The sequence below is a fragment of the Streptomyces sp. SID5643 genome, assembly GCF_009872555.1.
Taxonomy (GTDB): Bacteria; Actinomycetota; Actinomycetes; order Streptomycetales; family Streptomycetaceae; genus Streptomyces; species Streptomyces iakyrus.
The window spans coordinates 17726-42257 of sequence record NZ_WWIC01000165.1 but is presented as its reverse complement, the minus strand read 5'-3'; the positions used below and the strand labels follow the sequence as shown (position 1 = coordinate 42257).

The window sequence follows — 24532 nt, the reverse complement described above, 5'->3', positions numbered from 1 at the left end:
GGAGTGGGCAGCGTAGTCTTTGATTGGACTAGACCTGTCGCATCCGTCAGGCGTCCGAACGCCGACGCCATGCCGACGAAGGGGCCCCATGAGCAAGCGTGCAGTCCTGGAGGTGATCGCCCTCGGCGTCGAGGACGCGGTCGCCGCCCAGGCGGGAGGCGCGGACCGCCTGGAACTGGTCACCGACATGGCGGCCGACGGGCTCACGCCGTCGGCCGCCACCGTCGCCGGGATCCGGCGTGCGGTCGACATCTCCCTGCGGGTGATGATCCGGTTGGCGGACGGGTTCGCGGCGGGGGATGCCGACCGGCTCGCCGGTACGGCCGTGGAGCTGCGGGAGGCCGGGGCCGAGGAGTTCGTGCTGGGGTTCCTCGACGCGGGCGGTGTGGTCGACCTGGCGGCGGTGGAGCGGGTCGTGGGGGTGCTGGACGGTTGCCCCTGGACATTCCACCGGGCCATCGACCGGGCCGCCGACCGGGACGCCCTGCGCAAGCAGCTGGACGGGATGCCGGGGCTGGACACGTACCTGACGGCCGGGGCTCCGGGTGGGGTCGACGAGGGGCTGCCCGTGCTGCTCGCCGAGGCCGGGCGGGCCGGGGAGCCCGGGTATGAACAGCAGTTGCTGGTGGGGGGCGGGCTGCGGCTGGAGCATGTGCCGGTGCTGCTGGAGGCCGGGGTGGGCGGGTTTCACATCGGCGGGGCGGCTCGGCCCCGGGGGTGGGACGAGCCGGTGTCCACCGAGGCGGTCGCGGCGTGGCGGGCGGCGGTGGACGGCGTCTGAGCAGTACTCAGCGTCGGGGGCTGCGGCAGGATGGGCGCGCAGCCCGACCCGACAGGGTCTCGTGCCGCCTTCAGCTTGTTCCTCGACCTGAGCGCAGTCGGGCGCGCAGGACTGCCACACCGTCCCCCTCAAGGTCGTCGCAGGCCGCTGCACGGCCTGCCATCCCCATCACCAGCGAGAGGGTCGGTCCCCGGAGCAGATCCCCTGAGCCGGTGCTGAACGGTCCATCAGTGGCCTCGACCCGCAAGCCCGCGATGGCGGTGTTGCTGGAGACGGTGAAATCGCGACCGGCGAAGAACCGCGCCACGGCGGTCGTCGTGGCCACGGGGGGCGTCCGCACGAGCCCCGACGGCCGACGGATGTCCTCGCTGTGGACGACGATTTCGCCCAGCCAGGCCGCAGTGTGTCCGGTCGGCCCGGCAGGCCCGGCGACGACTTCGCGAAAGCGCCGCAAGGTCTCTTCAGGTGTGGCACCACGGTGCTGTGCGAGTCGTCGGTCGTTGTGCAGACCGGAGTCGAACCGAGCGGCCAGCATGCTCAGCAGCCAGCGCCCGAACCTCGTGCGGGCACCCGCCGTCAGATGGGCCACGACCTCCTCGACGGTCCAGCGTTGACACAGTGATGCTTTCGCCCACTGCGCCTCGCTGAGCCCGACGAGGTCGTGAGCGAGCGCGGACCGCTCGACGTGGATCGCCCTTTCCAGGGCTTCCCGGGTTTCCAGCACGTGTGGTTCGGTCATGGGGCCTCCGGAGATCGGGTGTCCTCGATCAGACTCCTGCCGCCGCCCGGACTCATCGGCCGCACCCGTGTGAACGGGATGCAACGCATCAAGGACCTAAGCCAGTTGCTCCGGCAGCGGGGCCGTGTGGGTCACCGTCAGGCCCGAGACAGCCCTGGTCAGTGCCACGTACAGGCGGCGCAGGCCCGTGCGTTCGTCCGGTTCCGCGTCGACCACCGCCCGGGGGTCGTCCAGCACCACGTAGTCGTACTCCAGGCCCTTCGCCAGGGACGCCGGCACCAGGGTCAGGCGGGTGTCCCGGGTGGTCTCCTCGCCGGGGCCCAGGTAGGGGATGCCGGCCTCCGCCAGGGCCCCGGCCAGTTCGGGCACGCGGGCGTCCGCCGCGATCAGGCCGGTCGAGCCCTCGTGGCGCAGCGACCGCCGGCAGGCCTCGACCACGTCCTGGGAGCCGGAGACCTGCCGAATCTCGAAGTGGCCCGGGTTCTCGCGGATCGACACGACCGGGGTGAGGCCCGGGGCGATGTGCGGGAGCAGCCGGGAGGCGTAGGTGATGACGTCTGTCGGGACGCGGAAACCGGCCGTCAGTTCCTCCACATGGGCGTCCTGCTTGCCCAGGTGTGCCAGTGCCTCCTGCCAGCTCCGGGTCGCCCAGGGCGTCGTGCCCTGCGCGAGGTCGCCGAGGACGGTGGCGCTGCCGGTGGTGCAGCGGCGGCCGACCGCCCGGTACTGCATGGGGGAGAGGTCCTGCGCCTCGTCGAGGACGACGTGGCCGAGGGAGTGCGTGCGCTGGATCAGGTCGGTGGCCTCGTCGATCAGGACGGCGTCCGCGGGTGACCACGTGGCCGACTTCACGCTGCGCGCCGGCTTGGCCCACAGGATCGCCTTCTGCTCGTCCGCGTCGAGGATCCCCTCGGCGTGCACGGCGAGGAACTCCGCGTCCGACAGCAGCCGCAGCACCAGCTTGGCCGGGTCGACGGCCGGCCAGACCGCCTTGACCGCCGCCTTGACCGCGCTGTTGCGGGCGACCGCGTCCTGCACCCGGTCGTCCGGTGCCTCACCCGAGCGTTCCATCTGCACCAGCACGGCGTGCGCGATGCGCTGCGGCAGGGCCTCGCGGGCGGCGCCGTAGCGGATGTCGCGGTCGAGCAACTCGCGGACGAGCTCCTCCAGTTCGTACGCCGGGACCCGCCAGCGGCGGGATCCGCGCACGACCACGACCGGCTCGGTGGGCATCGTGACGTGCGCGTAGAGGGCCCTGCGCAGCACCCGCGCCAGCCGGGCGTCGCCCTTGACGACGGCGGCCGTCGCGTCGTCCGTGCCCTTGATCTCGACGTGGGCCACGAGGTCGTCGACGGTGGCCTGCTGGACGGCCAACTCGCCCAGCGCGGGCAGGACCTGCTCGATGTAGTGCAGGAAGGACCGGTTCGGTCCGACGACCAGCGTGCCGGTACGGGCGAGCCGCTCGCGGTGGGCGTAGAGGAGGTAGGCGACCCGGTGCAGGCCGACGGCGGTCTTCCCCGTGCCCGGGCCGCCCTGCACGCACACCGTGCCGGAGAGGCCGGAGCGGACGATCTCGTCCTGCTCGGGCTGGATCGTCGCGACGATGTCCCGCATCGGGCCGACACGCGGCCGCTCGATCTCCTGCTGGAGCAGTTTGCTGGTCCGGGCCGCCTCCCCCGGGTCGGACAGGTGCTCGTCCTCGTACGCCGTGAGGTCGCCGCCCGTGTAGCCGAAGCGGCGGCGCAGCGCGATGTCCATCGGGTCCTTCTTGGAGGCCCGGTAGAACGGCTGCGAGACCGGCGCGCGCCAGTCGATGACCATCGGGTCGCCGTCGTGGTCGTGCACATGGCGGCGACCGATGTAGAAGCGCTCACCCTCCGCGCCCTCCGCCTCCTCGGCGCCGGGTGCGTGCAGGTAGTCCAGGCGGCCGAAGAACAGCGGGGTGCCGCTGAGGTCGGCCAGCGCCTTGACGCGCTCCTCGATCTGGTGGGCCAGCGCCTCGGCGTTGACCCAGTTCGCGGTGACGTCGGTGATGTCGAGGGCCTCGACGCCCTCGCGCATGGCACGCAGGGCGGAACGGGACGCGGAGAGGTGGGAGCGCTCACGCGCGAGCGGGTCGTCGACGGGCGTGGACAAGGGGGTGCCTCCGGAGGGACCTGCTGAAGAGTGGGCGGTGAGATGCCGGCCGGTTTCCGTCCGGTCGGCGGCACTCCGTGAGGGAGGCGGGCAAGAGCGGAGATCTTAAGGGAACGGGGCGCCGGCCGCGAACGGTTTTCTCCGCCCCTTCTCTGCCGTCCTCCCTCCCCCATCCCCTAGGGGACAGGGCCCTCCTCCCTGAGGGGGCCGGGTCGGTCCACGGGCGTACGGGGACCACCGCACAGTTCGGTCCCGAGACCGACGCAGGCTTTACCGGCGAAAACGCACCATGGAGACATGAGCGCAGCAACCATCTCCCCCGCCCCGGCACCGGGCCGCCCGCCCGGCGCCACCGCCGTGGCAGGCAGCCACCGCCACCGTCTCGGCGATGCCCTGCGCGCCGTCAAGGTCTTCGCGGGCGCAGCCTTCGACGTCGTCGTCCTCGGTCAGTACGGAGAGGAAGTCGGCGTGGTCCGCCGCAAGTGAGCGGACCGGTCCGTCAGCTCTCCGCCAGCAGCTCGTCCGCGTCCATGATCCGGTACGCGTAGCCCTGCTCCGCCAGGAAGCGCTGGCGATGGGCCGCGAAGTCCTGGTCGATGGTGTCCCGGGCGACCACGGAGTAGAAGTGCGCCTGGTGGCCGTCGGACTTGGGGCGCAGCACCCGGCCGAGGCGCTGGGCCTCCTCCTGCCGGGAGCCGAAGGTGCCCGAGACCTGGATGGCGACCGTCGCCTCCGGCAGGTCGATCGAGAAGTTCGCGACCTTGGACACGACGAGCACGCTGATCTCGCCCTCGCGGAAGGCGTCGAAGAGCTTCTCCCGCTGCGCGTTCGACGTCTCGCCCTTGATCACGGGCGCGCCCAGATGCTCCCCCAGCTCGTCGAGCTGGTCGATGTACTGCCCGATGACGAGGATCTGCTGCCCGGCGAACCGCCGCACGATCGCCTCGGTCACCTTCCGCTTCGTCGCGGTCGTCGCACAGAAGCGGTACTTCTCCTCCGTCTCGGCCGTGGCGTACGCGAGCCGCTCGGAGTCGGTCAGATTGACCCGGACCTCCACGCAGTCGGCGGGCGCGATGTAGCCCTGCGCCTCGATCTCCTTCCACGGCGCGTCGAACCGCTTGGGGCCGATCAGGGAGAACACGTCCGACTCCCGGCCGTCCTCGCGGACCAGGGTGGCGGTCAGGCCGAGCCGCCGCCGCGCCTGGAGGTCGGCGGTGAACTTGAAGACCGGCGCGGGCAGCAGGTGCACCTCGTCGTAGACGATCAGCCCCCAGTCCCGCGAGTCGAACAGCTCCAGGTGCGGGTAGACGCCCTTCCGCCGGGTCGTCAGCACCTGGTAGGTCGCGATGGTGACCGGCCGGATCTCCTTGCGGGTGCCGCTGTACTCGCCGATCTCGTCCTCGGTCAGCGACGTCCGCTTCACCAGTTCGTGCTTCCACTGCCGGGCCGAGACGGTGTTGGTGACGAGGATCAGGGTGGTCGACTTCGCCTGCGCCATCGACCCGGCCCCGACCAGCGTCTTCCCGGCGCCGCAGGGCAGCACGACGACGCCCGAACCGCCGTGCCAGAAGTTCTCGACGGCCTGCTTCTGGTACGGCCGCAGCGCCCAGCCGTCCTCGGCCAGTTCGATCGCGTGCGCCTCGCCGTCGACGTACCCGGCGAGGTCCTCGGCGGGCCAGCCCAGCTTCAGCAGCGTCTGCTTGATCTGCCCGCGCTCGGAGGGGTGCACGACGACCGTGTCCGGGTCGATGCGGGCGCCGACCAGCGGCGTGATCCGCTTCGACCGCAGGATCTCCTCCAGCACCGGACGGTCGGTCGTGGTCAGCACCAGCCCGTGCGCCGGGTGCTTGGACAGGGTGAGACGGCCGTAGCGGTCCATCGTCTCGGCGATGTCCACGAGCAGCGCGTGCGGCACCGGGTAGCGGCTGTACTGCACGAGCGCGTCCACGACCTGCTCGGCGTCGTGCCCCGCCGCGCGGGCGTTCCACAGGCCCAGCGGGGTCACGCGGTAGGTGTGGATGTGCTCCGGCGCCCGCTCCAGTTCCGCGAACGGGGCGATGGCCCGGCGGCAGTCGTCGGCCTGCTCGTGGTCGACTTCCAGGAGCAGGGTCTTGTCGGACTGGACGATCAGCGGACCATTCACGCGCGGCACCCTTTCTGCGGCCGGAGGACTCGGACGGCTCGACAGCGCGACGCCTCGGCCAAACGTCCAGTGTGCCTGATCGACCGCGTCAGGTGGTGTGATCTGCGCGTCCGGTCGTACTGAATGCCTATTCATCCCAACGTGTGGTGTGAATTCAGTTTTTCCGGTGCGGCCCCGAAGAATGGCGCAGGTGCAGAACCCGACGACCACCACGCTCGGATACGCCCTGTTCGCCACCCGCTGGCTCCAGGCCCCGCTGTACTTCGGGCTGGTGGCCGCCCAGGGCGTCTACGTCTACAAGTTCTTCAAGGAGCTCTGGACCTTAATCCTCATGTGCGTGAGCGGGCACGCCACCGAGACGTACGTGATGCTCGCGGTGCTCAAACTGGTCGACGTCGTCATGATCGCCAACCTGCTGATCATGGTGATCGTCGGCGGCTACGAGACGTTCGTCTCGCGCATCGGCCTCCAGGGCCACCGTGACCAGCCGGAATGGCTCTCGCACGTCAACTCCAACGTGCTGAAGGTCAAGCTCGCCACGGCGATCGTGGGCATCTCCTCCGTTCACCTGCTCCAGATGTTCGTGGACGTCCACCACACCTCCCGGCACGCCCTGCTGTGGGGGACGGTGATCCACATGGCGTTCATCGCCTCGGCCGCGATCCTCGCCTACATGTCCGGCCCGATGGTCGCCCACACCGACCGCGGCCACGCCGACCGCGCACCGGCCGCGCCCGCGCAGGCTTCCGACCACGCGAGCCGGCAGCAGGCGGAGCCGGAATCGGCGACGCTCCCGACCGCCGCCGCCATCCCCCCACAACCCGCCCCCGACACCGACGCCGAAGCCCGGATCCGTGCCGCCGGGTTCCCGGCGCGCAAGGTGCTGGAGGAGTTCGACCAGCAGTATCCCCGCGGCCTCGACCGGGAGGTCCTCGCACGGCTCGGCAAGGCGGACTTCGTCGACGCCCGGCGGAACGTGGTCTTCGTCGGGCCGCCCGGCACCGGCAAGACCCACCTGGCCGTCGCCCTGGGCGTGCGGGCCTGTCAGGCCGGGCACCGGGTGCTGTTCGCGACCGCCGCCGAGTGGGCCGCCCGGCTCGCAGGCGCCCGGGCCGCCGGCCGGCTCGACGCGGAACTGGCCGCTCTCGACGATCACCCCCTCCTGATCGTCGACGAGGTCGGTTACACGCCCCTCGACGCGGCGACGGCGGGCCTGTTCTTCCAGCTCGTCGCCCACCGCTACGAGCGGGCCTCGCTGATCGTGACCAGCGACCGCCCGCTCGGCCGCTGGGACGAGGTCTTCGGCCCGTCCGCCCCGGCACTGACCGACCGCCTCGCCCATCACGCCGAGATCGTGCGGCTGGACGGCGACAGCTACCGGACGCGCCGCGCTACTTCAGCGTGGGCAGACTGACGTTCTGCACCAGCGGACCTTCGATGGAGACCCCCTCGGTGACCAGCGGTTCCACCGCGGTGACCGGCAGGGGCAGGGGCGGGGGAGACGCCGCGGCGGCGGGGGGCGCGAGCACCCCCACGAGCACGACGGCACAGACGGCGACGGCGGGCAGGTTCTCACGCATGAGGACGGCAGGGCCTTTCCGGGACCGAGGGACGGGGGACCGCACCGCGAGCCGGTCCTGAGCGCCTGGACCGGCCCGGCGGGTGCGCGGCAGGGGATCAGATCTGCGGTGTCTCCAGGACGAGGCCGGCGACATCGATGCTCACCGCGGAGGCCGGGGTGGCGAGCCCCCCGAACGTCATCAGGGCGGCGGTGGCGAGGACGGCGGCGACACGACGGACAACGCGCATGCGGGGGACTTCCTTTCGGCGAAGCTCACAGGACACCCGGTGGCTGCCCCCGCGCACCCGGCGTGATGCGGCCCGCCCGGGAAGGTAGCCCGAGCGTGGGACATCCCCGGCGTGGCGTGCATGAACGCCCGCCTGCACCCGAACGGGTGACGCGGGCCACCGCCCCCCGGCGGGCCCCGTCAGCCCGCGTCGTCGGCGAGCTCCGCGACCCCGGTGATCCGGTGCAGCGGATACGTGCGGACCTCGTCCGCGGTGTGGTCGTACGCCGTGACGAAACCGCCCTCGACCCGGACCGGCGCGATGACCCGCTGACTGGCGGACCCCTCGGCGTTGACGTAGCCGATCCACAGGGCCTCGCCGGTGAGGACGGCGGCCTGCATGGTCGCCAGGGTCTCGGCGGCGCCGGTGCGGGGCAGCTCGCCGTTGCCCGCCGGGGCCGAGCCGGGCTTGCGCGGGGTGGTGGAGGCGAGGTCGCCGGCCCGGATGGCGCGCAGCGCCGCCGCCAGGAGGGTGTCGTCGGGGACCGGCGGGCCGTCCGGGACCGGCTCGGGCGCGGCGCGGGGCGGGGTGCGGTGGGCCAGGGCGCGGGTGATCAGCACATCGCCCTCGGCGGACTCGGCGGCCGGCGCGAACCCCATCGCCCGCAGGCCGTCCAGCAGCCCCGCCGGGTCGGCCTGCGCGGCCAGCACGGTGGGCGCGAGCCGGCGCAGCCCGAGTCCGGCGGCCCGCTTGTCGGCGAGGATCTCGCTGAGCACCGCGTCGTCGTCGCAGCGCACGTACGCCGACGCCGCGCCGACCCGGAGGTGCCCGTGCCGGCGGGCCACGTCGTCGATCAGGTAGGCCAGCGGCTGAGGCACCGGCGTGCGGGAGTGCGCGGCGAGGAAGGCGTGCAGGTCGGAGGCGGTCTGCCCGGCGTCCAGCGCCCGCCGCACCGAGCCGGGCGTGAACCGGTAGACGGTCGCCCCGCCCTTGGACTCGACGTCCGCCAGCACCCCCAGCATGTCCGCGAGCGGTCGTTGCAGGGGACCGGGCGCCACGGCCGTCAGGTCGGCCTGGAGCAGCACGTGGTCCAGCGGCTCGGGCAGCAGCGGCGCGAGCAGCCGGGCCGCGGCGGCCGAGGCGACGGCCTGCTCGGCGGGGGAGAGGGGAGCGAGCGGGGCGGGGCGGTGATGGTGGTGGACGGGCAGCTTGTCCCCCGGGCCGGAGGGCTCCCCCTCGGGGCCCGGCGCGGGAGCCGGGGGCGCGCCCAGCAGCGCCCGGCCCTGGGCCGACAGTGCGCCCCGGCCCGTGACGCCCAGCTGCTCCGCCTCGGACAGGGCCCACTCGGCGAGCCGGCCGCGCGGGTCGTCCTCGCGCCGGTCGCCGCGCAGGGGCCGCTCCCAGCGCAGCCGGGCCAGCACCGTCCCGGCGGCCGGAGCGGCGCCCTCCGGCAGCTCGGCCAGCAGCGCCAGCACCCGGTGCCGTACCTCGGGCGCCGCCGAGCGGTCCAGGCCCGGACCGAGCGCCGACAACGTACGGTCCTTGGCGTCCCGCCCGCCCACCAGACCGGCCGTGCGGGTCGCCGCGAGCCAGGCCGTGACCAGCCGCGACCAGCGCTCGGCGGGCGGCTGCTCCCGCCACTCGTCGTACGCCGGGGTCGCCGCGAACCGCTCGTCGGCCTCGCCGTCCGAGGCGATCAGGCCCGCCGCGTACGCCAGCTCCACCCAGAAGGCGGCGGCCGGCTCGGGCACGTCCAGGGCGACCGCCGTCCGCTTCAGGTCCCGCACGCTCAGCCCGCCGGCCCGCAGCACCGCAGGCCCGCCCTCGTCCCAGTCCTTCAACAGCTCCTCGACGGTCGCGAGCGCGGTGTGCGCCTGCCCGGCCGCGGCGCTGTCCACAACCTGTGGACGGTGGACGGCGGCCGCCTCCACGACCGGCGGCACGGGCTCGGGCGCCCGGTGCGCCAGGCCCCGCCGCAGGTGCAGGGCGACCTCGCGCGGCAGGACGACCGTCCCGGGCGCCGTCGGCAGCAGCAGTCCGCGGTCCAGCAACCAGCGCAGCCGGGGCGCCGGATCGTGCGTGACCTGCCCGTACGGCGGCCCCCACACGAGACGGTCCAGCACCTCGACGGAGTCGGCCGGCGCGTCGGCGAGCAGCGCGGCCATCCGGGCCCGGTCCGTGAACAGCCCGGCCAGGGCGGTCACCGCGGAGACCGAGTCGTGCGTCGAGGCCAGCCCGGCGGCCGTGACGATCTCCTGGATCCGGCCCGGTGACATCCCGGCGGTGGCCTCCTGGACCGTCGGCCCGAGCCCGGTCGGCGAGGGGTGCTGCGGCGAGGGGGCCAGCAGCTCACGCGCCGTGCGGACCAGCCGCAGCCGGTCGTCGTCGCCCCACACCAGGGCCTGCTCGCGCAGCAGGCCGACGGCGTGCGGCAGGGCGGCGACCACGGCCGGGTCGGGGTCGTCCCCGGCCATGAGCCCGAGCAGTTCGCCGTAGGGCGCCGGGTCCGCCGCCACGGCCAGCGCCTCCGCCGTCTGCAACGCGAACCGGTCCAGCCGCTCCAGGGCCCGCACGACCGAGGCGCGGGTGCCGGCGCGGGTCGCGAGCTGGGTGAGGTCGGTGGGGACGGGCGTGATGAGATCCGGGCGGCTGCGCAGGAGCGTGCCCAGCGCGGCGTCGCCCCGCGCGCGGAGCGCTTCCGCGAGGGAGCGGGGGGCCGGGGGCCTGTCCTCGGTGCTCATCCGGTCCACGGTAGCGGGTCGTCCACGGCGGCCGGGCCGACTGTGAGCGGCCTCGCCCCCCGAACGCGGGACGGGCTTTTGGCCGCCCCGCCGGTCCTCGCGGTACCGTCGTCCGACGGCGTCACGCAACGCACCCGCCCCGGAGGGGACTTCGTGGGGATTGAGAGCGACCAGGTCGTTTACGAGTATCTGAGCCGCGTCGGCGACGTGGCCCAGCAGCGGCAGTTGTCGTCGGCGACCCGTATGCGACTGGTCGCGGACCTGCGCAACGAGATCGACAGACGCCGTGCGAAGGCCACCGTCGACTCGCCCGCCGCCGTCCGCCGCATCCTGTCCCGGCTGGGCAGCCCCGACGACATCGTGACCGCAGCGGCGGGCGGCACCGGCGGTGAGCCGCACGGCGCCGCTCCCGCCTCCGTGCCCGTGCAGCGCGAGGCCGACCCACAGGAGCGGGCCAAGGGCGTCATGCGGCGCGTCGTACCGCGCCCCCGCCCGGCACGGTCCGCCGAGGAGCCGCAGCCCGCGCCCTCCGACGGCGCGGCCCCGCCGCATCTGGCCGCCGGGCACGAGCTGGGCGACAGTACGCTCCAGCCGGACTGGTGGCGGGTGGACAGCAGCCCCTTCGGCGTGGGCGACGAGGTGCCGGGCTTCGTGGGAGGCGTGGAGCTGCCGGAACTGCTGAAGCCCCCGGCGCCGCGGAAGGCGGTGAAGGAGAAGCCGGACGCCGAGGAAGCGGAGCCGGTCGTCGAGGCTGTGGAGGTGGCCGGCACGGGGGGCCGCCGCCGTCTCCCGCGCCTGTCCGCCGGGAACTGGAGCAACCCGCTCCTCCTGGTCGCCGCGGGCCTGCTCGTCGCCGGTGCCGTGCTCGGCAACTGGTTCGTCCTCCTGCTCGGCTGGCTCATGGCCTACGCGTCCCGCCGCCTGACCCAGGCCGAGACGAAGTGGGCGGTCGTGATCCTGCCGGGCCTCTCGGTGGCCGGGGGCCTGGTGTGGCTGTGGGGCCGGATGAACGGCCGCTGGGGCGATCCGATCGCCGAGGGGCACATGAACGCCGCGGTGGCCCAGACCTGGCCCTGGGTGGTGCGGGGCGCGGCGGTGGCGTCGGCCCTGTTCCTGGTGTGGCGTTCACAGCGCTCGCGCTAGACCTGTTCCTGGTGCGGTTTCGCAGCGCTCGCGCTGGCCCGCCACCGCCGGACGCGGACATCTGCCGTTCACACCGCCTGGGCACAATGGCCCATATGGCACTCACCGTCGGCTTCGACCTCGACATGACCCTCATCGACTCCCGGCCCGGCATCCGCGCCTGCTACCAGGCGCTGTCCGAGCGGACGGGGACCTACATCGACGCCGACCTGGCCGTGACGCGGCTCGGGCCGCCGCTGGCGGAGGAGCTGGTCAACTGGTTCCCGGCCGAGGAGGTCGCGGCCGTCGCCGACCTGTACCGGGCGATGTACCCCGCCATCGCCATCACCGCGACCCCGGCGATGACCGGCGCCCGCGAGGCCATCGCGGCCGTACGGGAGGCCGGCGGACGCGCGATAGTCGTCACCGCCAAGTACGAGCCCAACGCCAAACTGCACCTCGCCCACCTGCGCATCGAGCCCGACGCGGTCATCGGCGACCTGTGGGCCGAGCAGAAGGCACAGGCGCTGCGCGAGCACGACGCGGGCGTCTACGTCGGCGACCACGTCGGGGACGTGCGCGGCGCCCGGACCGCCGGGGCGCTCGCGGTCGCGGTGGCGACCGGTCCCTGCTCCGCGGCGGAACTGCGCGCGGCGGGCGCGGACGTGGTTCTCACCGACCTGACCGAATTCCCGCGGTGGCTTTCGGACTACCGTCCCGCGCGCGCCTGACGACGGCCCGCCGCGACGGAACGCAGCACCCCCGCGCCGGCCATCAGGAATCCGACCGCCATGAGCATGCTCAATCCGAACATGTACGTCGGAAAGGGCGACGTCCCGAGGAACAACGGGGCGACCGTGACCAGTGTGGCCAGGGCACCGATGAAGAAGACGACGGCTCCGGCACGGACCAGGCGGTCACCGGGAGCGGCGGAATTCGTTTGGGTTTTGTCACGCACCCGACCAGGGTAGTTCCCAGCGCGAAGGAACAACCGGGTGACGTCTTGTCACCGGCTGCAAGAGCATTAGCCTGGGTACCGGCGGGTCTGTACGACCCGCCCGAGTGCTATCAAGAGCCGTTTCCAGAAGCAGTTTTCCGACGAGTACGAGGACGAGGACAGACGTGCCTACCGGCAAGGTCAAGTGGTTCAACAGCGAGAAGGGCTTCGGCTTTCTCTCCCGCGACGACGGCGGTGACGTCTTCGTCCATTCCTCCGTCCTGCCCGCCGGAGTCGACACGCTCAAGCCCGGTCAGCGCGTGGAGTTCGGCGTCGTCGCCGGACAGCGCGGCGACCAGGCACTGTCCCTGGCGATCCTGGACCCGACCCCGTCCGTCGCCGCCGCGACCCGCAAGAAGCCCGACGAGCTGGCCTCGATCGTCCAGGACCTGACGACGCTCCTGGAGAACATCACGCCCATGCTGGAGCGGGGCCGCTACCCCGAGAAGACCGCCGGCAAGAAGATCGCGGGCCTGCTGCGCGCGGTCGCCGACCAGCTGGACGTCTGAAACCTTCAGGGGAAACGCAGCGCGTCCGGGCCGAGGGGCGGTACGAGCCCTTCGGCCGCCGCGCGGGTGAGCAGCCCACGCACGGCCGCGTAGCCGTCCTCGCCGAGGTCGGCGGTGAACTCGTTGACGTACAGTCCGATGTGCTGGTCGGCGACGGCCGGGTCCATCTCCTGGGCGTGTTCCATGACGTACGGGCGGGACACCTCGGGGTCGTCCCAGGCGGCGCGCACGGACGTGCGGACGGAGTCGGCGAGCAGCCGCAGCTTCTGCTCGCCCAGCGACCGCTTGGCGATGATCGCGCCCAGCGGGATCGGCAGCCCGGTGGTGTTCTCCCAGTGCTCGCCCATGTCGGCGAGCTTGTGCAGCCCGTAGGTGCGGTACGTGAAGCGCGCCTCGTGGATGACGAGACCCGCGTCGACCTTGCCGTCCCGCACGGCCGGCATGATCTCGTGGAACGGCATCACGACGATCTCGCCCACTCCGTCGGCCACGGTGTCCGCGGCCCACAGCCGGAACAGCAGGTAGGCGGTCGACTTCTCGCTCGGCACCGCGACGGTCCGGCCGGCGAGCTCGGTGCCCGCCTCCCGCGTCAGCACCAGCGGCCCGCAGCCCCGCCCCAGCGCGCCCCCGCAGGGCAGCAGGGCGTAGTCGTCGAGGACGTAGGGCAGCACCGCGTAGGACACCTTCAGCACGTCGAACTCGCCGCGCTCGGCCATGCCGTTGGTGACGTCGATGTCGGCGAAGGTCACGTCGAGGGCGGGGGCACCCGGCACGCGGTCATGGGCCAGGGCGTCGAAGACGAACGTGTCGTTCGGGCAGGGCGAGTAGGCGATCTGCAGCTGCTCAACTGTCATGCCGGTTCCAACTCTCCAGGACGGGCGTGAGCTTCCCGAACCCGTCGGTCAAGGCTGCCAGGGCCTCCGGGATGCGCCAGGCGGCGCGGTCCCTCGGCCCGACGGGATTGGAGATCGCCCGGATCTCCAGCACGGGCACCCCCTGCGCGGCGGCGGCCTCGGCCACCCCGAAGCCCTCCATGGCCTCGGCGAGGGCGGTGGGGTGCCGCTCCCGCAGCGCGGCGGCCCGGGCGGCCGTTCCGGTGACGGTCGACACCGTGAGCACGGCCCCGGTCAGGGCCCCGGTGGCGTCGGCGGCCCGCCGTACGAGATCCGCGGGCGGATGGTGCCTGACGGTGCCGAAACCGAGCTCGGTGACCGGCACGAAACCGTCCTCGGTCTCCGCGCCCAGATCGGCGGCGACGATCCCGTCGGCGACGACGAGCGACCCCACCGGCGCCTCGGGCTGGAACCCGCCCCCGATCCCGGCGGACACGACGAGACCGTAGGGCTCGCCCCGCAGGGCGGCGGCGGTGAGCGCGGAGGCGGTGGAGGCAGCCGCGAGAGCGGGCCCGACACCGACGGCGATCACCTCGATGCCGGTGTCACCGGGGCAGGCCCTGGCCACCGCGTCCCGCTCCACGGGAACGGCGGAGGCGACCAGCACCCGGCCGAGCCCAGCGGCAGCGATCAGGCGTCCTTCTTGAGCTTGAAGTTCCAGAGGCCCGACGCGTCCTTGTCGCCCTCCTTGATGGAGACGAGCGTCGAGTTGCCCTGCGCGCCGTACTGGGCGTTGAAGAACACGCTGCCCGGGATCGTGCGGTAGGTCTTCGTGCTGGAGTCGGTCAGCGGCTGACCGTTCATCAGGATCGTCCAGCCCTTGTCGGCGATCTCGGGGTCGACACCGAAGCGCACGGTCTCGTCGGGGTCGACGGAGATGCTCTTGATGCCCTTGTCCTTCAGGCACCCGGCGAGGTCGGACTGCTTGAGGGTTCCGCCCTCGCCGCCACAGGTGGCCTCGGAGTTCACCGAGTCGCTGCCCACGGTGACCGTGGCCATCGGCGTCGGCTTGTCACAGGCCGACAGGACGAGCAGTCCGGCGGATACGACGCCGGCGACGGCGACGGCGCGGCGGCGTCGCACAACGGATTGCAACGTGTTCATGGGCGAAGGCTATCGGGCCCGCGGGTCGCACCGCCCACGCGGGGTACGGCAGCCTCACAGATCCATCAGAAGGGCCCTACGCCACGCGGGCCCGCCCCGTGCCCCCGCGCCGGGCCGAGCCGAGCAGCCCCCGGACGGTCGTCAGCCACCCGGTGCCGACGATCGCGGCGCCCACCGCCAGCCCGGCCGTGCCGTTCAGCGGCATCACGATGCCGACCGCCCCGCCCAGCACCCAGGACATCTGCAGCAGCGTCTCGGAGCGCGCGAAGGCCGACGTCCGGACCGGTTCGGGCACGTCACGCTGGATCAGCGCGTCCAGGGAGAGCTTGGCCAGGGCCTGGGCGAACCCGGCGACGGCGGCCAGCGCGGCCACCAGGACCGCGCTGAAGAACACCGCGGCCGTGATCGCCGCGCCCGCGACGCACGCCACGACGGTCACGATGATGATCTCCGGCGCCCGGGAGCGCAGCCACGCCCCGACGGCCGTGCCGAGCGCGTTGCCCACGCCCGCCGAGACGGCCACTATCCCCAGCGACACCGCGGCGCTCTGGCCGGAGACCGGGTGCTCGCGCAGCAGGAAGGCCAGGAAGAAGATCAGGAACCCGGTCAGGCAGCGGATGGCGGCGTTGGCGGCCAGGGCGTGGGTGACGGCCGGGCCGACCGTGCGCAGCCCGGGGCGCTTGACCGGCTGCCGGTGCGGGCCGTGCAGGTGCTGCTCGTCCGCCGCCAGCAGGGCGCGGTCCTCGCCCTTGGCGGAGTCGACCTTCGGCGGCAGCGTGAACGACAGGACCGTCCCCGCGACGAACAGCACGAAGGCGCCGTACAGGGGGTAGCGCGGCCCGATCTGCTGGAGCCCGGCGCCGATGGGTGCGGCGATGCCGGTGGCGAGCAGACCGCCGAGGGTGACGCGCGAGTTGGCCTTCACCAGGGAGAAGCGCGGTGGCAGCAGCCGGGGCACGACGGCGCTTCTGACCACGCCGTACGCCTTCGACGAGACGAGGACGCCGAGCGCGGCCGGGTACAGCTCCAGGCCGCCGCTGACGACCGCGCCGGACAGGACGAGCGCGAGCAGCGCCCGGGCCAGCATCGCGCCGGCCATCGCGGCGCGGCGGCCGTGCGGGACCCGGTCGAGGAGGGGGCCGACCACGGGCGCGAGGAGGGTGAAGGGCGCCATGGTGATGGCGAGGTACAGGGCGACGCGGCCGCGGGCCTCGTCGGTGGGCACGGAGAAGAAGACGGTGGAGGCGAGGGCGACGGTGATCATGACGTCACCGGCGCCGTTCACGCCGTGCAGTTCGATCAGCTTGCCGAGGCCGGACTCGCCGGCGCCGTGCGCGTGGGTCGCCTTGCGGATGCCGCGGGCGGTGCCGGTCACGGGGAAGTGCAGGGCACGGCCGACCGCCCGGAGGGAGCCGCCCACACGGCCCGTTCCGTTCGGTCGGCTGCTTCCCTTGACCCCTTTCGACCCACCGGTCCCGGTGGCGCCCGGGGGTGTCTTCGCGGCTGCCACGTCGTCATAGTGCCCCGATAAGGCTCTGGGTAGTGCCATTACCGCTCGTATAGGGCCTGTGGGGTGACTGTCCGGGGCGCCGGCTCGCGGTCCGGTGGACGGCGCAACAGGACCGTCGGTGTACGCGACGTGGGGCGGAAGGGTAGCGTGCGTATCTCAGCCATCCCGCAAAATGGATGAAGGATGTCGACGCGGTCCCCCGGTCCGCTCCGTCCGCCCCCGCGCTGGGAGTGGCGCACTCGTGAGACGGCGTATGGAGAGAAGCGATACCTGTGAGCGCAGCGACAACGCGAAGCCGCACCCCTGACCGCCTGTGCGCCGAGGCCGTCGACCTCGCACGCGCCGCAGCCGAGGAGGCCGCCGCGCCGGGAATCGTCGGGGAACACGTGGGCGTGGTCTCCGAGGGCGACCGCGTGGTCACCCACTTCTTCCAGTGCATGGAGCTCGGCTACCGCGGCTGGCGCTGGGCCGTGACCGTGGCCAGGGCGTCCCGCGCGAAGATCGTCACGGTGGACGAGGCGGCCCTGCTGCCCGGCCCGGACGCGGTGCTGGCCCCCGAGTGGGTGCCGTGGAGCGAGCGGCTGCGTCCCGGCGACATGGGGCCGGGCGACCTGCTCCCCACCGACGCCGAGGACCTGCGGCTGGAGCCGGGCTACACGGGCGAGGACGAACCGGCACCCAAGTCGCCCGTGTCGCACGAGATGGCCGACCTGGTGGAGGCGGAGGACGCGGACCTCACCGCGGTCCCCCCGTCCGGCTTCACGGTCGCCCCCTCCCGCGGCTCGATCCCGGCGGTCGCCGAGGAACTGGGCATGCGCCGGGCCCGCGTCCTGTCCCGCTACGGCCTGCACACCGCGGCCGACCGCTGGGAGGAGGCGTTCGGCCCCAAGACGCCCATGGCCCAGTCGGCCCCCGCCGCCTGCGTCAGCTGCGGCTTCCTCGTCCCCATCGGTGGCTCCCTCGGCCAGGCCTTCGGCGCCTGCGCCAACGAGTTCTCCCCGGCCGACGGCCGCCTGGTCTCCCTCGCCTACGGCTGCGGCGGCCACTCCGAGGCCGCCGTCATGCCCCGCCCGCCCCAGCCGGCCGCCCCGGTCATCGACGAGACCCGCGTCGACCCGTTCCCCCTGCGCCCCTCCCCGGACTCGGGCTCGGTGACCCCGACGGCGGACCAGGACACCGAGGAACTCGGGCACTCGTAGCCCACCGGGGCCCGGCCCGGCCGGGGCCCGGTCGTCCGGGCCGGGGAGGCGCACGGAGGGTGCTTCTCAGGCGGTACCTTCATCCTCACGTCCACGAGGAGAAGGAACGGAACGTGAGCAGCAAGTTCGTGCGGCCCGCCGCCGAGGGGGCCGATCCGTTCGGTACCGCCCGTCTGCGGCGCGGTGTCCTCGACGCCTGGGCCACCAGCCCCGCCCGGTTCCGTGAGGACGCCAACGCCGAGGAGGACCTCGTCCTCGGCGGCTACCGCGACCGGCTCGTCGTGGAACTCGCCCAGAACGCCGCCGACGCCGCGGCCCGGGCCGGGGTGCCGGGGCGGCTGCGGCTCACCCTGCGCGACGGGGTGCTCGTCGCCGCCAACACCGGCGCGCCGCTGGACGCGGCCGGGGTCGAGTCGCTGTCCACGCTGCGGGCGTCCGCCAAGCGGGACACGCGGGACACGTCCTCCGTGGGGCGGTTCGGTGTCGGCTTCGCCGCCGTGCTCTCCGTCACCGACGAGCCCGCCGTCGTCGGCCGGCACGGCGGTGTGCGGTGGTCGCTCGCCGAGGCCAGGGCACTGGCCGCCGAGACCGCCCGGCACAGCCCCGGCCTCGGGGACGAGGTCCGGCGGCGCGACGGCCACGTCCCCCTGCTGCGGCTGCCGTACGCCGCCGAGGGCACCGCCCCCGCCCCGTACGACACCGCCGTCATCCTGCCGCTGCGGGACGCGGCCGCCGCCGATCTCGCCGAGCGGCTCCTGCGGGCCGTCGACGACGCCCTGCTGCTCACCCTCCCCGGACTCGAAGAGCTCGTCGTCGAGATCGGCGGGGAGAGCCCGCGGTCCCTCACCCGCCGCACCGACGGTGCCTTCACCGTCGTCGACGACTCCGCCCACGGCGTCACCCACTGGCGCACCGCCGCCGCCCACGGCCCCCTCACCCCCGACCTCCTCGCCGACCGGCCCGTCGAGGAGCGGCTGCGGCCCCACTGGGCCGTCACCTGGGCCGTGCCCGTAGACAGCGACGGCAGCCCGGTCAGGCCCCGCACCAGCGCGGTCGTGCACGCCCCCACCCCGAGCGACGAACCGCTCGGCGTCCCGGCCCTGCTGATCGCCTCGTTCCCGCTGGACTCCACCCGCCGGCACGCCGCCCCCGGCCCGCTGACCGACTTCCTCGTCCAGCGCGCGGCCGACTCCTACGCGGGACTCCTCGGCGCCTGGCGGCCGGTCACCACCGGGATCATCGACCTCGTGCCCGGCCCGCTCGGCAGGGGCGAACTGGACGGCGCCCTGCGGCAGGCGATCCTGGAGCGCCTGCCGCGCACCGCGTTTCTCCCGCCCGCCGTCGAGCCCCACGCGGAGGACGGCGACGAGGTGCCCGAGTCGCTGCGGCCGCGGGACGCCGAGGTCGTCGAGGGCGCGGGCGCGGACACCGTGCGGGTGCTCGCCGAGGTGCTGCCCACCCTCCTGCCCGCCGGGCTGGAACGCCGCGCCGAGCTGCGCTCCCTGGGCGTCGCCCGCGTCCCGCTGACCGACGCGATCGACCGCCTGGCCGGACTGGAGAAGGACCCCGGCTGGTGGCGGCGGCTCTACGACAGCCTGGCCGGGATCGACCCGGACCGCCTGTCGGGGCTCCCGGTCCCGCTGGCCGACGGCAGGACGACCATCGGGCCCCGGCAGGTCCTGCTGCCCGGCGCGGAGGCCGGCCGAACCGACCCCGAGGTGCTGGCCCGGCTCGGCCTCAAGGTCGCCCACCCGGACGCCGTCCACCCCCTGCTGGAGAAGCTCGGCGCCCTGCCCGCGACCCCGCGGGCCGTCCTCACCACCCCGCAGGTCCGGGCCGCCGTCGCCGCGTCCCTGGACGACGACGGCGGGGTGAACTGGGAGGAGGACTCCCTGGACGCCGAGGAACTGGCCGACACCGTGCTCGCCCTGGTGCGGGACGCCGCTCTGGAGCCCGGTGACGAGCCCTGGCTCGGCGCGCTCGCCCTGCCCGACGAGGACGGCGAACCGGCCCCGGCCTGCGAACTCGTCTTTCCCGGCGGCCCGTTCGCCCAGGTCATGCGCGAGGGTGAACTCGCCTCCGTGGACGCGGAGCTGGCCGGGAAGTGGGGCGAGCAGCCGCTGGCCGCCTGCGGTGTCCTGGTGGACTTCGCGGTTGTCCGCGCCACCGACGTCGTCCTCGACCCGGACGAACTGGAGCCCCGCGAGGGCGACTTCGCCGAGCCGGACGACGCGGGACTGCTGGACGCGGTCGACGTGTGGTGCGAGGACGTCCTCGACCGCTTCCCGGACAGCCCGGTGCCGCCGGTCGCCACCGAGATCATCGCTGTCCGGGACCTGGACCTCGTCGACGAGGACAAGTGGGCGCAGGCCCTGACGCTGCTGTCCCGGCCGCCCCTGCGGGACGCCGTCGTGCAGCCGGTGCGGATCCTGCTGCCGGACGGCACGCACGAGGTCGTCCGGCCGTACACCGCGTGGTGGCTGCGCGGGAACCCCGTCCTCGACGGCCGCCGCCCGGCCGGCCTGCGGGCTTCCGGCGGCGACCCGCTGCTGCGCGGGCTCTACGACGAGGCCGACGCGACCGGGTTCGAGGACGAACAGGTGCTGCGGGCCCTGGGGGTGCGCACCTCCGTCGCCGCGCTGCTGGACGAGCCCGGCGGCGCCGCCGAACTGCTCGACCGGCTCGCCGACCCCGAGCGGGAGGTGACGGGAGCTCAACTGCACGCCCTGTACGGGGCGCTGGCCGAGCTGGACCCGGAGCAGGTGACCCTGCCGGACGACCTGCGGGCCGTCACCGACGGCCGGGTGGAGGTCGTCGACGCGGCCGACGCCGTGGTGTGCGACTCGCCCGACCTGCTGCCGTTCACGTCCGGTGTCCCGCTGCTGCCCGTACCGCCGTCGCGCGCCGCCGAGCTGGCCGAACTGTTCCAGGTGCGGCGGCTCAGCGAGTCCGTCACCGGGGAGGTCACCTCCGAGGGCACCGAGCACGACGTCCCGGAGCCGGTGCGGGTGCTGCTCGGCCGGCGGACCCCGTCCTCCTACGTGGAGCACGAGGAACTCGTCGTCGACGGCGTGGAGATCGACTGGCGCCTCGCCGGCGACGGCGTCCTGCACGCGGCCACCCTGGAGGGCGTCGCCGCGGGACTCGCCTGGGCGGCGGGGCAGTGGCCGCGGCGGTTCGAGGTGGCGGCACTGCTGGAGGACCCGTCCCGCACGCAGGAGCTGGCGCGGGACCGGTGGTTCGACTGAGCCGTTCGGCCGATCCAGGGCCGGCGGACGGCCGGTGGTGAAAACTCCCGCACAAATATTTCACCGGTCGTACAACCAAGCGCATCCCTCAGGTATCTGATCACGTGAGTCAACAGACTCCACGATCACTTGGGCCCCGAGAGCCGACGACGAGCACCGGGGCCCCTCTCCACCTGGAGAACGCATGCGTATCCGAGCCACCGTGGCCGCTGTCACCGGCGCCCTGGCCCTTTCCGCCCTCGCCGTCCCGGCCGCGCAGGCCGCGGAGCCGAAGGTTCCCGCGGACATCGCCGCCGCGAGCGAGGTCCTCCACGCCGACTCCGGCCGGTCGGCCTTCGCCGGCGCCGTGGACGGCGAGGCGATCGCCCTGAACGCGACCTTCTCCAACGTGAAGGTCAACAACGGCAAGAACATCGCCGTCGGCACCACCAACCTGGTCAAGGTGCCCGTCTCCTTCACCCTGACCCACGGTCAGGAAGTGGACATCCACGCCGCGGACTTCTTCGCGGGCGTCGAGCTGTACCGCGGTGCCTCCTTCGAGGAGTCGGTGTTCTTCTTCGACAGCAACGACGCGACCTGCACGGACTCCTCCGCGACCGTCGCCAGCTGCAAGGCCACCGTCGAGATCGACCCGTTCGCGCTGCTGAACGAGGACGCCGGCTCCTGGAAGGCCGCCGCGTTCGCGGTCGCGTTCAACGGCGAGGACCCGGAGAACCCGAACCTGGACAACGTCGGTGTCGCGGTGAAGGACCCGACGAACTCCTTCAAGCTCCAGCGTTACTCCAAGCTGACGGTCAACGCTTCGCCGGAGCCGGTGAAGAAGGGCAAGACCATCACGGTCACCGGCAAGCTGTCCCGTGCCAACTGGGACGACAACAAGTACCACGGCTACACCAACCAGTCGGTGAAGCTTCAGTTCCGCAAGAAGGGCAGCGACACCTACACCACGCTGAAGACCATCAAGTCGAACAGCACGGGTGAGCTGAAGACCACGACCACGGCGTCGAGCGACGGCTACTTCCGCTGGTCCTTCGCGGGCACGACCACGACCCCGGCGGTCAACGCCACGGGCGACTTCGTCGACGTGCAGTAAGTCCGGCTAGGCCGGGAAGCGGCGGTCCACCCACCTCCAGGTGAGTTCCAGGGTGGCCGCCGCCACCGCCGCGATGCCGACCGCGGTCCACGGCATCGTCATCCCGACCAGCTTCAGGGCGAAGAAGTCCTGGAGCCACGGCACCACCAGCACCAGCAGGAACGCGCCGCCCATCGCGGCGACCAGGGCGATCCGCCACCAGGTGTACGGCCGGGCGATGATCGCCAGCACCCACAGGGAGATCAGGAACAGCGTGAGCGTCGCCGCGCTGGTCTCCGCGTCCAGCGCCTCCGCGCCCGTGTAGTGCTCCCGGGCGATCAGATACGTCGCGAAGGTCGCCACCGCCGCCACGACCCCGCCCGGGATCGCGTACCGCATGACCCGCCGGACGAAGTTCGGCTTCGCGCGCTCCTTGTTGGGCGCGAGCGCCAGGAAGAACGCCGGGATGCCGATGGTCAGCGTCGACAGCAGGGTCAGATGGCGCGGCAGGAACGGGTACTCCACCTGGGAGCACACCACCAGGACGGCCAGCAGCACCGAGTAGACCGTCTTGACGAGGAACAGGGTCGCCACCCGCGTGATGTTGCCGATGACCCGGCGCCCCTCGGCGACCACCGACGGCAGCGTCGCGAAGCTGTTGTTCAGCAGGACGATCTGCGCCACCGCCCGGGTCGCCTCCGAGCCGGAGCCCATCGCCACGCCGATGTCGGCGTCCTTCAGGGCGAGGACGTCGTTCACCCCGTCGCCGGTCATCGCGACCGTGTGCCCGCGGGACTGCAACGCGCCCACCATGGTCCGCTTCTGCTGCGGGGTGACCCGGCCGAACACCGTCCCGCCATCGAGGGCCTCGGCCATCCCGTCCCGCTCGGCGGGCAGCCGCCGCGCGTCCACGGTGCTGCCCGACAGCCCGAGCTTGGCGGCGACCGCCCCGACCGACACGGCGTTGTCACCGGAGATGACCTTGGCCCGGACGTTCTGGTCGGCGAAGTAGCGCAGCGTGTCCGCGGCGTCCGGCCGCAGCCGCTGCTCCAGCACGACCAGGGCGACGGGCTTCGCCCCCCGCGTCACCTCGGGATCGTCCAGGCCCCGCGCGACCCGGGCGAGCAGCAGCACCCGCAGGCCCTGCTCGTTCAGCCGCCCGGTCTCGGCCAGGGCCGGATCGTCCTCCGCCAGCAGCACGTCGGGCGCGCCCAGCAGCCATCGGCTGGCCTGCCCGTCGCCCTCGCTGAACACGGCGCCGCTGTACTTGCGGGCCGAGGAGAACGGCAGCGCCTCGGTGCAGCGCCAGTCCTCGACGGCCGGGTAGGTGTCGATGATCGCCTTCAGGGAGGCGTTGGGCCTCGGGTCCGACGCGCCCAGCGCCCCGAGCACCTGGCGTACGTACGTCTCGTCGGCGCCCTGGAGCGGCCGCAGCTCGGTGACGTCCATGCCGCCCTCGGTGAGGGTGCCGGTCTTGTCGAGGCAGACCGTGTCGACCCGGGCCAGCCCCTCGATCGCCGGCAGCTCCTGCACCAGGCACTGCTTGCGGCCGAGGCGGATCACGCCGATGGCGAAGGCGACCGAGGTGAGCAGGACGAGCCCCTCGGGGACCATCGGGACGATGCCGCCGACCGTGCGGGCAACGGAGTCGTCGAAGGCGTTCTCCTTCACGAACAGCTGGCTGACGACCAGGCCGACAGCGGTCGGGACCATCATCCACGTGACGTACTTGAGGATGGTGGAGATGCCCGACCGCAGCTCGGACTGGACGAGGGTGAAGCGCGAGGCCTCCTCGGCGAGCTGGGCGGCGTAGGCCTCGCGGCCGACCTTCGTCGCCTGGAAGGCCCCGCCGCCCGCCACCACGAAGCTGCCCGACATGACCTGGTCGCCCGGCTGCTTCACGACCGGGTCGGCCTCGCCGGTGAGCAGCGACTCGTCGATCTCGAGACCGTCGGCCTCGACGCAGACGCCGTCGACGACGACCTTGTCCCCGGGCCCGATCTCGATCAGGTCGTCCAGCACGATCTCGGACGTGCTGACCTGCGCGGCGGCCCCGTCGCGCCGCACGGTCGGCCTGACCTCGCCGATCAGCGCGAGCGAGTCCAGCGTCTTCTTCGCCCGCCACTCCTGGACGATCCCGATGCCGGTGTTGGCGAGGATCACGAAACCGAAGAGGCTGTCCTGGATCGGCGCGACCACCAGCATGATCAGCCACAGCACGCCGATGATCGCGTTGAAGCGGGTGAAGACGTTCGCACGGACGATGTCGACGGTGGACCGGCTGCTGCGCACCGGCACGTCGTTGACCTGACCGCGCTCCACCCGTTCGGCGACCTGAGCACCGGTCAGGCCGGTCTCGCGGGAGGTGACCGTCGCCGGCCGTGCGGAGTCGGGCCGGGCACCCGCGTCGAGATGCGTCATGCATTCGACGGTACGTGCGGATTTGCCGCTTCACCCGCCGAATGCGGCGAAGATCCGACCTGGGAAGGACGCACTTCGTGCCGTGGTCGTACGGCAGTTGTACGCCGTCGGACCCGGGTGCCGCGTCCC

Annotated in this window: 21 protein-coding genes; 9 read left to right on the top strand and 12 right to left on the bottom strand. The window is 73.1% G+C overall.

Translation table 11 applies throughout. The annotated features are described in order from the left end of the window. Positions 1-88: 88 nt before the first annotated feature. Positions 89-781, top strand: a complete 693-nt coding sequence (locus tag GTY56_RS19610) for a copper homeostasis protein CutC (protein WP_161366649.1) — start codon at positions 89-91, stop codon at positions 779-781. A 70-nt stretch (positions 782-851) separates the two neighbouring features. Here GTY56_RS19610 and GTY56_RS19605 read toward each other — a convergent pair whose 3' ends face one another. Together GTY56_RS19605 and GTY56_RS19600 are read right to left on the bottom strand one after the other, a co-directional pair. Further along, complete coding sequence (locus GTY56_RS19605; RefSeq protein WP_161366648.1) at positions 852-1520, bottom strand: maleylpyruvate isomerase family mycothiol-dependent enzyme; 669 nt, start codon at positions 1518-1520, stop codon at positions 852-854. Between the two features lie 96 nt (positions 1521-1616). After that, positions 1617-3656 carry a HelD family protein gene (locus tag GTY56_RS19600; protein WP_161366647.1) on the bottom strand — a complete coding sequence of 680 codons (2040 nt, stop codon included), beginning with the start codon at positions 3654-3656 and terminating at the stop codon, positions 1617-1619. A gap of 297 nt (positions 3657-3953) precedes the next feature. Between GTY56_RS19600 and GTY56_RS19595 the strand changes: the two genes are divergently transcribed. Then, positions 3954-4142, top strand: coding sequence for a hypothetical protein (locus GTY56_RS19595; RefSeq protein WP_161366646.1), 189 nt, complete (start codon positions 3954-3956; stop codon positions 4140-4142). 13 nt (positions 4143-4155) lie between these two features. On the opposite strand, the gene GTY56_RS19590 is transcribed toward GTY56_RS19595, so the two are convergent. Continuing rightward, positions 4156-5799 (bottom strand): DNA repair helicase XPB, encoded by a 1644-nt coding sequence (locus tag GTY56_RS19590; protein WP_161366645.1) that lies wholly within the window; start codon positions 5797-5799, stop codon positions 4156-4158. Between the two features lie 190 nt (positions 5800-5989). Between GTY56_RS19590 and istB the strand changes: the two genes are divergently transcribed. After that, on the top strand, positions 5990-7213 hold the full coding sequence (gene istB / locus GTY56_RS19585) for an IS21-like element helper ATPase IstB (protein WP_346345520.1): 1224 nt from the start codon (positions 5990-5992) through the stop codon (positions 7211-7213). Here the strand turns inward: istB and GTY56_RS19580 are convergent. From GTY56_RS19580 to GTY56_RS19575, 3 genes are all read right to left on the bottom strand, one after another. Then, a complete protein-coding gene (locus tag GTY56_RS19580; RefSeq protein ID WP_161366644.1) occupies positions 7191-7379 on the bottom strand; it encodes a hypothetical protein in 189 nt (62 codons plus the stop codon). The genes istB and GTY56_RS19580 overlap by 23 nt on opposite strands. Before the next feature lie 97 nt (positions 7380-7476). Then, the gene (locus GTY56_RS41185; protein ID WP_257784341.1) at positions 7477-7608 is read right to left on the bottom strand and encodes a hypothetical protein; all 132 of its coding nucleotides are present in this window, start codon (positions 7606-7608) and stop codon (positions 7477-7479) included. A gap of 179 nt (positions 7609-7787) precedes the next feature. Next, positions 7788-10328 carry a helicase C-terminal domain-containing protein gene (locus tag GTY56_RS19575; protein ID WP_161366643.1) on the bottom strand — a complete coding sequence of 847 codons (2541 nt, stop codon included), beginning with the start codon at positions 10326-10328 and terminating at the stop codon, positions 7788-7790. Between the two features lie 153 nt (positions 10329-10481). On the opposite strand from GTY56_RS19575, the gene GTY56_RS19570 reads away from it, so the two are divergent. After that, positions 10482-11471, top strand: coding sequence for a hypothetical protein (locus tag GTY56_RS19570; protein WP_161366642.1), 990 nt, complete (start codon positions 10482-10484; stop codon positions 11469-11471). A gap of 95 nt (positions 11472-11566) precedes the next feature. Continuing rightward, on the top strand, positions 11567-12181 hold the full coding sequence (locus GTY56_RS19565) for an HAD family hydrolase (RefSeq protein WP_161366641.1): 615 nt from the start codon (positions 11567-11569) through the stop codon (positions 12179-12181). Here GTY56_RS19565 and GTY56_RS19560 read toward each other — a convergent pair. Beyond that, entirely contained in the window at positions 12160-12408 is a 249-nt protein-coding gene (locus tag GTY56_RS19560) for a hypothetical protein (RefSeq protein ID WP_033312232.1), read from the bottom strand. The genes GTY56_RS19565 and GTY56_RS19560 overlap by 22 nt on opposite strands. Before the next feature lie 164 nt (positions 12409-12572). On the opposite strand from GTY56_RS19560, the gene GTY56_RS41180 reads away from it, so the two are divergent. Next, entirely contained in the window at positions 12573-12956 is a 384-nt protein-coding gene (locus GTY56_RS41180; protein ID WP_033312231.1) for a cold-shock protein, read from the top strand. A 5-nt stretch (positions 12957-12961) separates the two neighbouring features. Here the strand turns inward: GTY56_RS41180 and GTY56_RS19550 are convergent, their stop codons facing one another. From GTY56_RS19550 to GTY56_RS19535, 4 genes are all read right to left on the bottom strand, one after another. Then, positions 12962-13810 carry a 1,4-dihydroxy-6-naphtoate synthase gene (locus GTY56_RS19550; RefSeq protein WP_161366640.1) on the bottom strand — a complete coding sequence of 283 codons (849 nt, stop codon included), beginning with the start codon at positions 13808-13810 and terminating at the stop codon, positions 12962-12964. Continuing rightward, positions 13800-14510: a futalosine hydrolase gene (locus GTY56_RS19545; RefSeq protein ID WP_161366687.1), complete on the bottom strand. Its 711-nt coding sequence runs from the start codon at positions 14508-14510 to the stop codon at positions 13800-13802. The genes GTY56_RS19550 and GTY56_RS19545 overlap by 11 nt, the downstream gene beginning before the upstream one ends. Continuing rightward, positions 14480-14953 (bottom strand): DUF2771 domain-containing protein, encoded by a 474-nt coding sequence (locus GTY56_RS19540; RefSeq protein ID WP_202510448.1) that lies wholly within the window; start codon positions 14951-14953, stop codon positions 14480-14482. The genes GTY56_RS19545 and GTY56_RS19540 overlap by 31 nt, the downstream gene beginning before the upstream one ends. A gap of 76 nt (positions 14954-15029) precedes the next feature. Continuing rightward, positions 15030-16463 carry an MFS transporter gene (locus tag GTY56_RS19535; RefSeq protein WP_161366639.1) on the bottom strand — a complete coding sequence of 478 codons (1434 nt, stop codon included), beginning with the start codon at positions 16461-16463 and terminating at the stop codon, positions 15030-15032. A gap of 272 nt (positions 16464-16735) precedes the next feature. On the opposite strand from GTY56_RS19535, the gene GTY56_RS19530 reads away from it, so the two are divergent. From GTY56_RS19530 to GTY56_RS19520, 3 genes are all read left to right on the top strand, one after another. Next, positions 16736-17662 (top strand): DUF3027 domain-containing protein, encoded by a 927-nt coding sequence (locus tag GTY56_RS19530; RefSeq protein ID WP_161366638.1) that lies wholly within the window; start codon positions 16736-16738, stop codon positions 17660-17662. Positions 17663-17775: 113 nt separating this feature from the next. Next, positions 17776-20910, top strand: coding sequence for a sacsin N-terminal ATP-binding-like domain-containing protein (locus GTY56_RS19525; protein ID WP_161366637.1), 3135 nt, complete (start codon positions 17776-17778; stop codon positions 20908-20910). A gap of 184 nt (positions 20911-21094) precedes the next feature. Further along, positions 21095-22003: a hypothetical protein gene (locus tag GTY56_RS19520; RefSeq protein ID WP_202510446.1), complete on the top strand. Its 909-nt coding sequence runs from the start codon at positions 21095-21097 to the stop codon at positions 22001-22003. A 6-nt stretch (positions 22004-22009) separates the two neighbouring features. Here GTY56_RS19520 and GTY56_RS19515 read toward each other — a convergent pair whose 3' ends face one another. Next, positions 22010-24403, bottom strand: a complete 2394-nt coding sequence (locus GTY56_RS19515; RefSeq protein ID WP_161366636.1) for an HAD-IC family P-type ATPase — start codon at positions 24401-24403, stop codon at positions 22010-22012. Positions 24404-24532 lie beyond the last annotated feature (129 nt).

Coding starts and splice junctions, on each gene's coding strand:
- GTY56_RS19610 (WP_161366649.1), top strand. CDS start 89: ATGAGCAAGCGTGCAGTCCTGGAGGTGATCGCCCTCGGCGTCGAGGAC.
- GTY56_RS19605 (WP_161366648.1), bottom strand. CDS start 1,520: ATGACCGAACCACACGTGCTGGAAACCCGGGAAGCCCTGGAAAGGGCG.
- GTY56_RS19595 (WP_161366646.1), top strand. CDS start 3,954: ATGAGCGCAGCAACCATCTCCCCCGCCCCGGCACCGGGCCGCCCGCCC.
- GTY56_RS19580 (WP_161366644.1), bottom strand. CDS start 7,379: ATGCGTGAGAACCTGCCCGCCGTCGCCGTCTGTGCCGTCGTGCTCGTG.
- GTY56_RS41185 (WP_257784341.1), bottom strand. CDS start 7,608: ATGCGCGTTGTCCGTCGTGTCGCCGCCGTCCTCGCCACCGCCGCCCTG.
- GTY56_RS19575 (WP_161366643.1), bottom strand. CDS start 10,328: ATGAGCACCGAGGACAGGCCCCCGGCCCCCCGCTCCCTCGCGGAAGCG.
- GTY56_RS19565 (WP_161366641.1), top strand. CDS start 11,567: ATGGCACTCACCGTCGGCTTCGACCTCGACATGACCCTCATCGACTCC.
- GTY56_RS19550 (WP_161366640.1), bottom strand. CDS start 13,810: ATGACAGTTGAGCAGCTGCAGATCGCCTACTCGCCCTGCCCGAACGAC.
- GTY56_RS19540 (WP_202510448.1), bottom strand. CDS start 14,953: ATGAACACGTTGCAATCCGTTGTGCGACGCCGCCGCGCCGTCGCCGTC.
- GTY56_RS19520 (WP_202510446.1), top strand. CDS start 21,095: ATGCGTATCCGAGCCACCGTGGCCGCTGTCACCGGCGCCCTGGCCCTT.
- GTY56_RS19515 (WP_161366636.1), bottom strand. CDS start 24,403: ATGACGCATCTCGACGCGGGTGCCCGGCCCGACTCCGCACGGCCGGCG.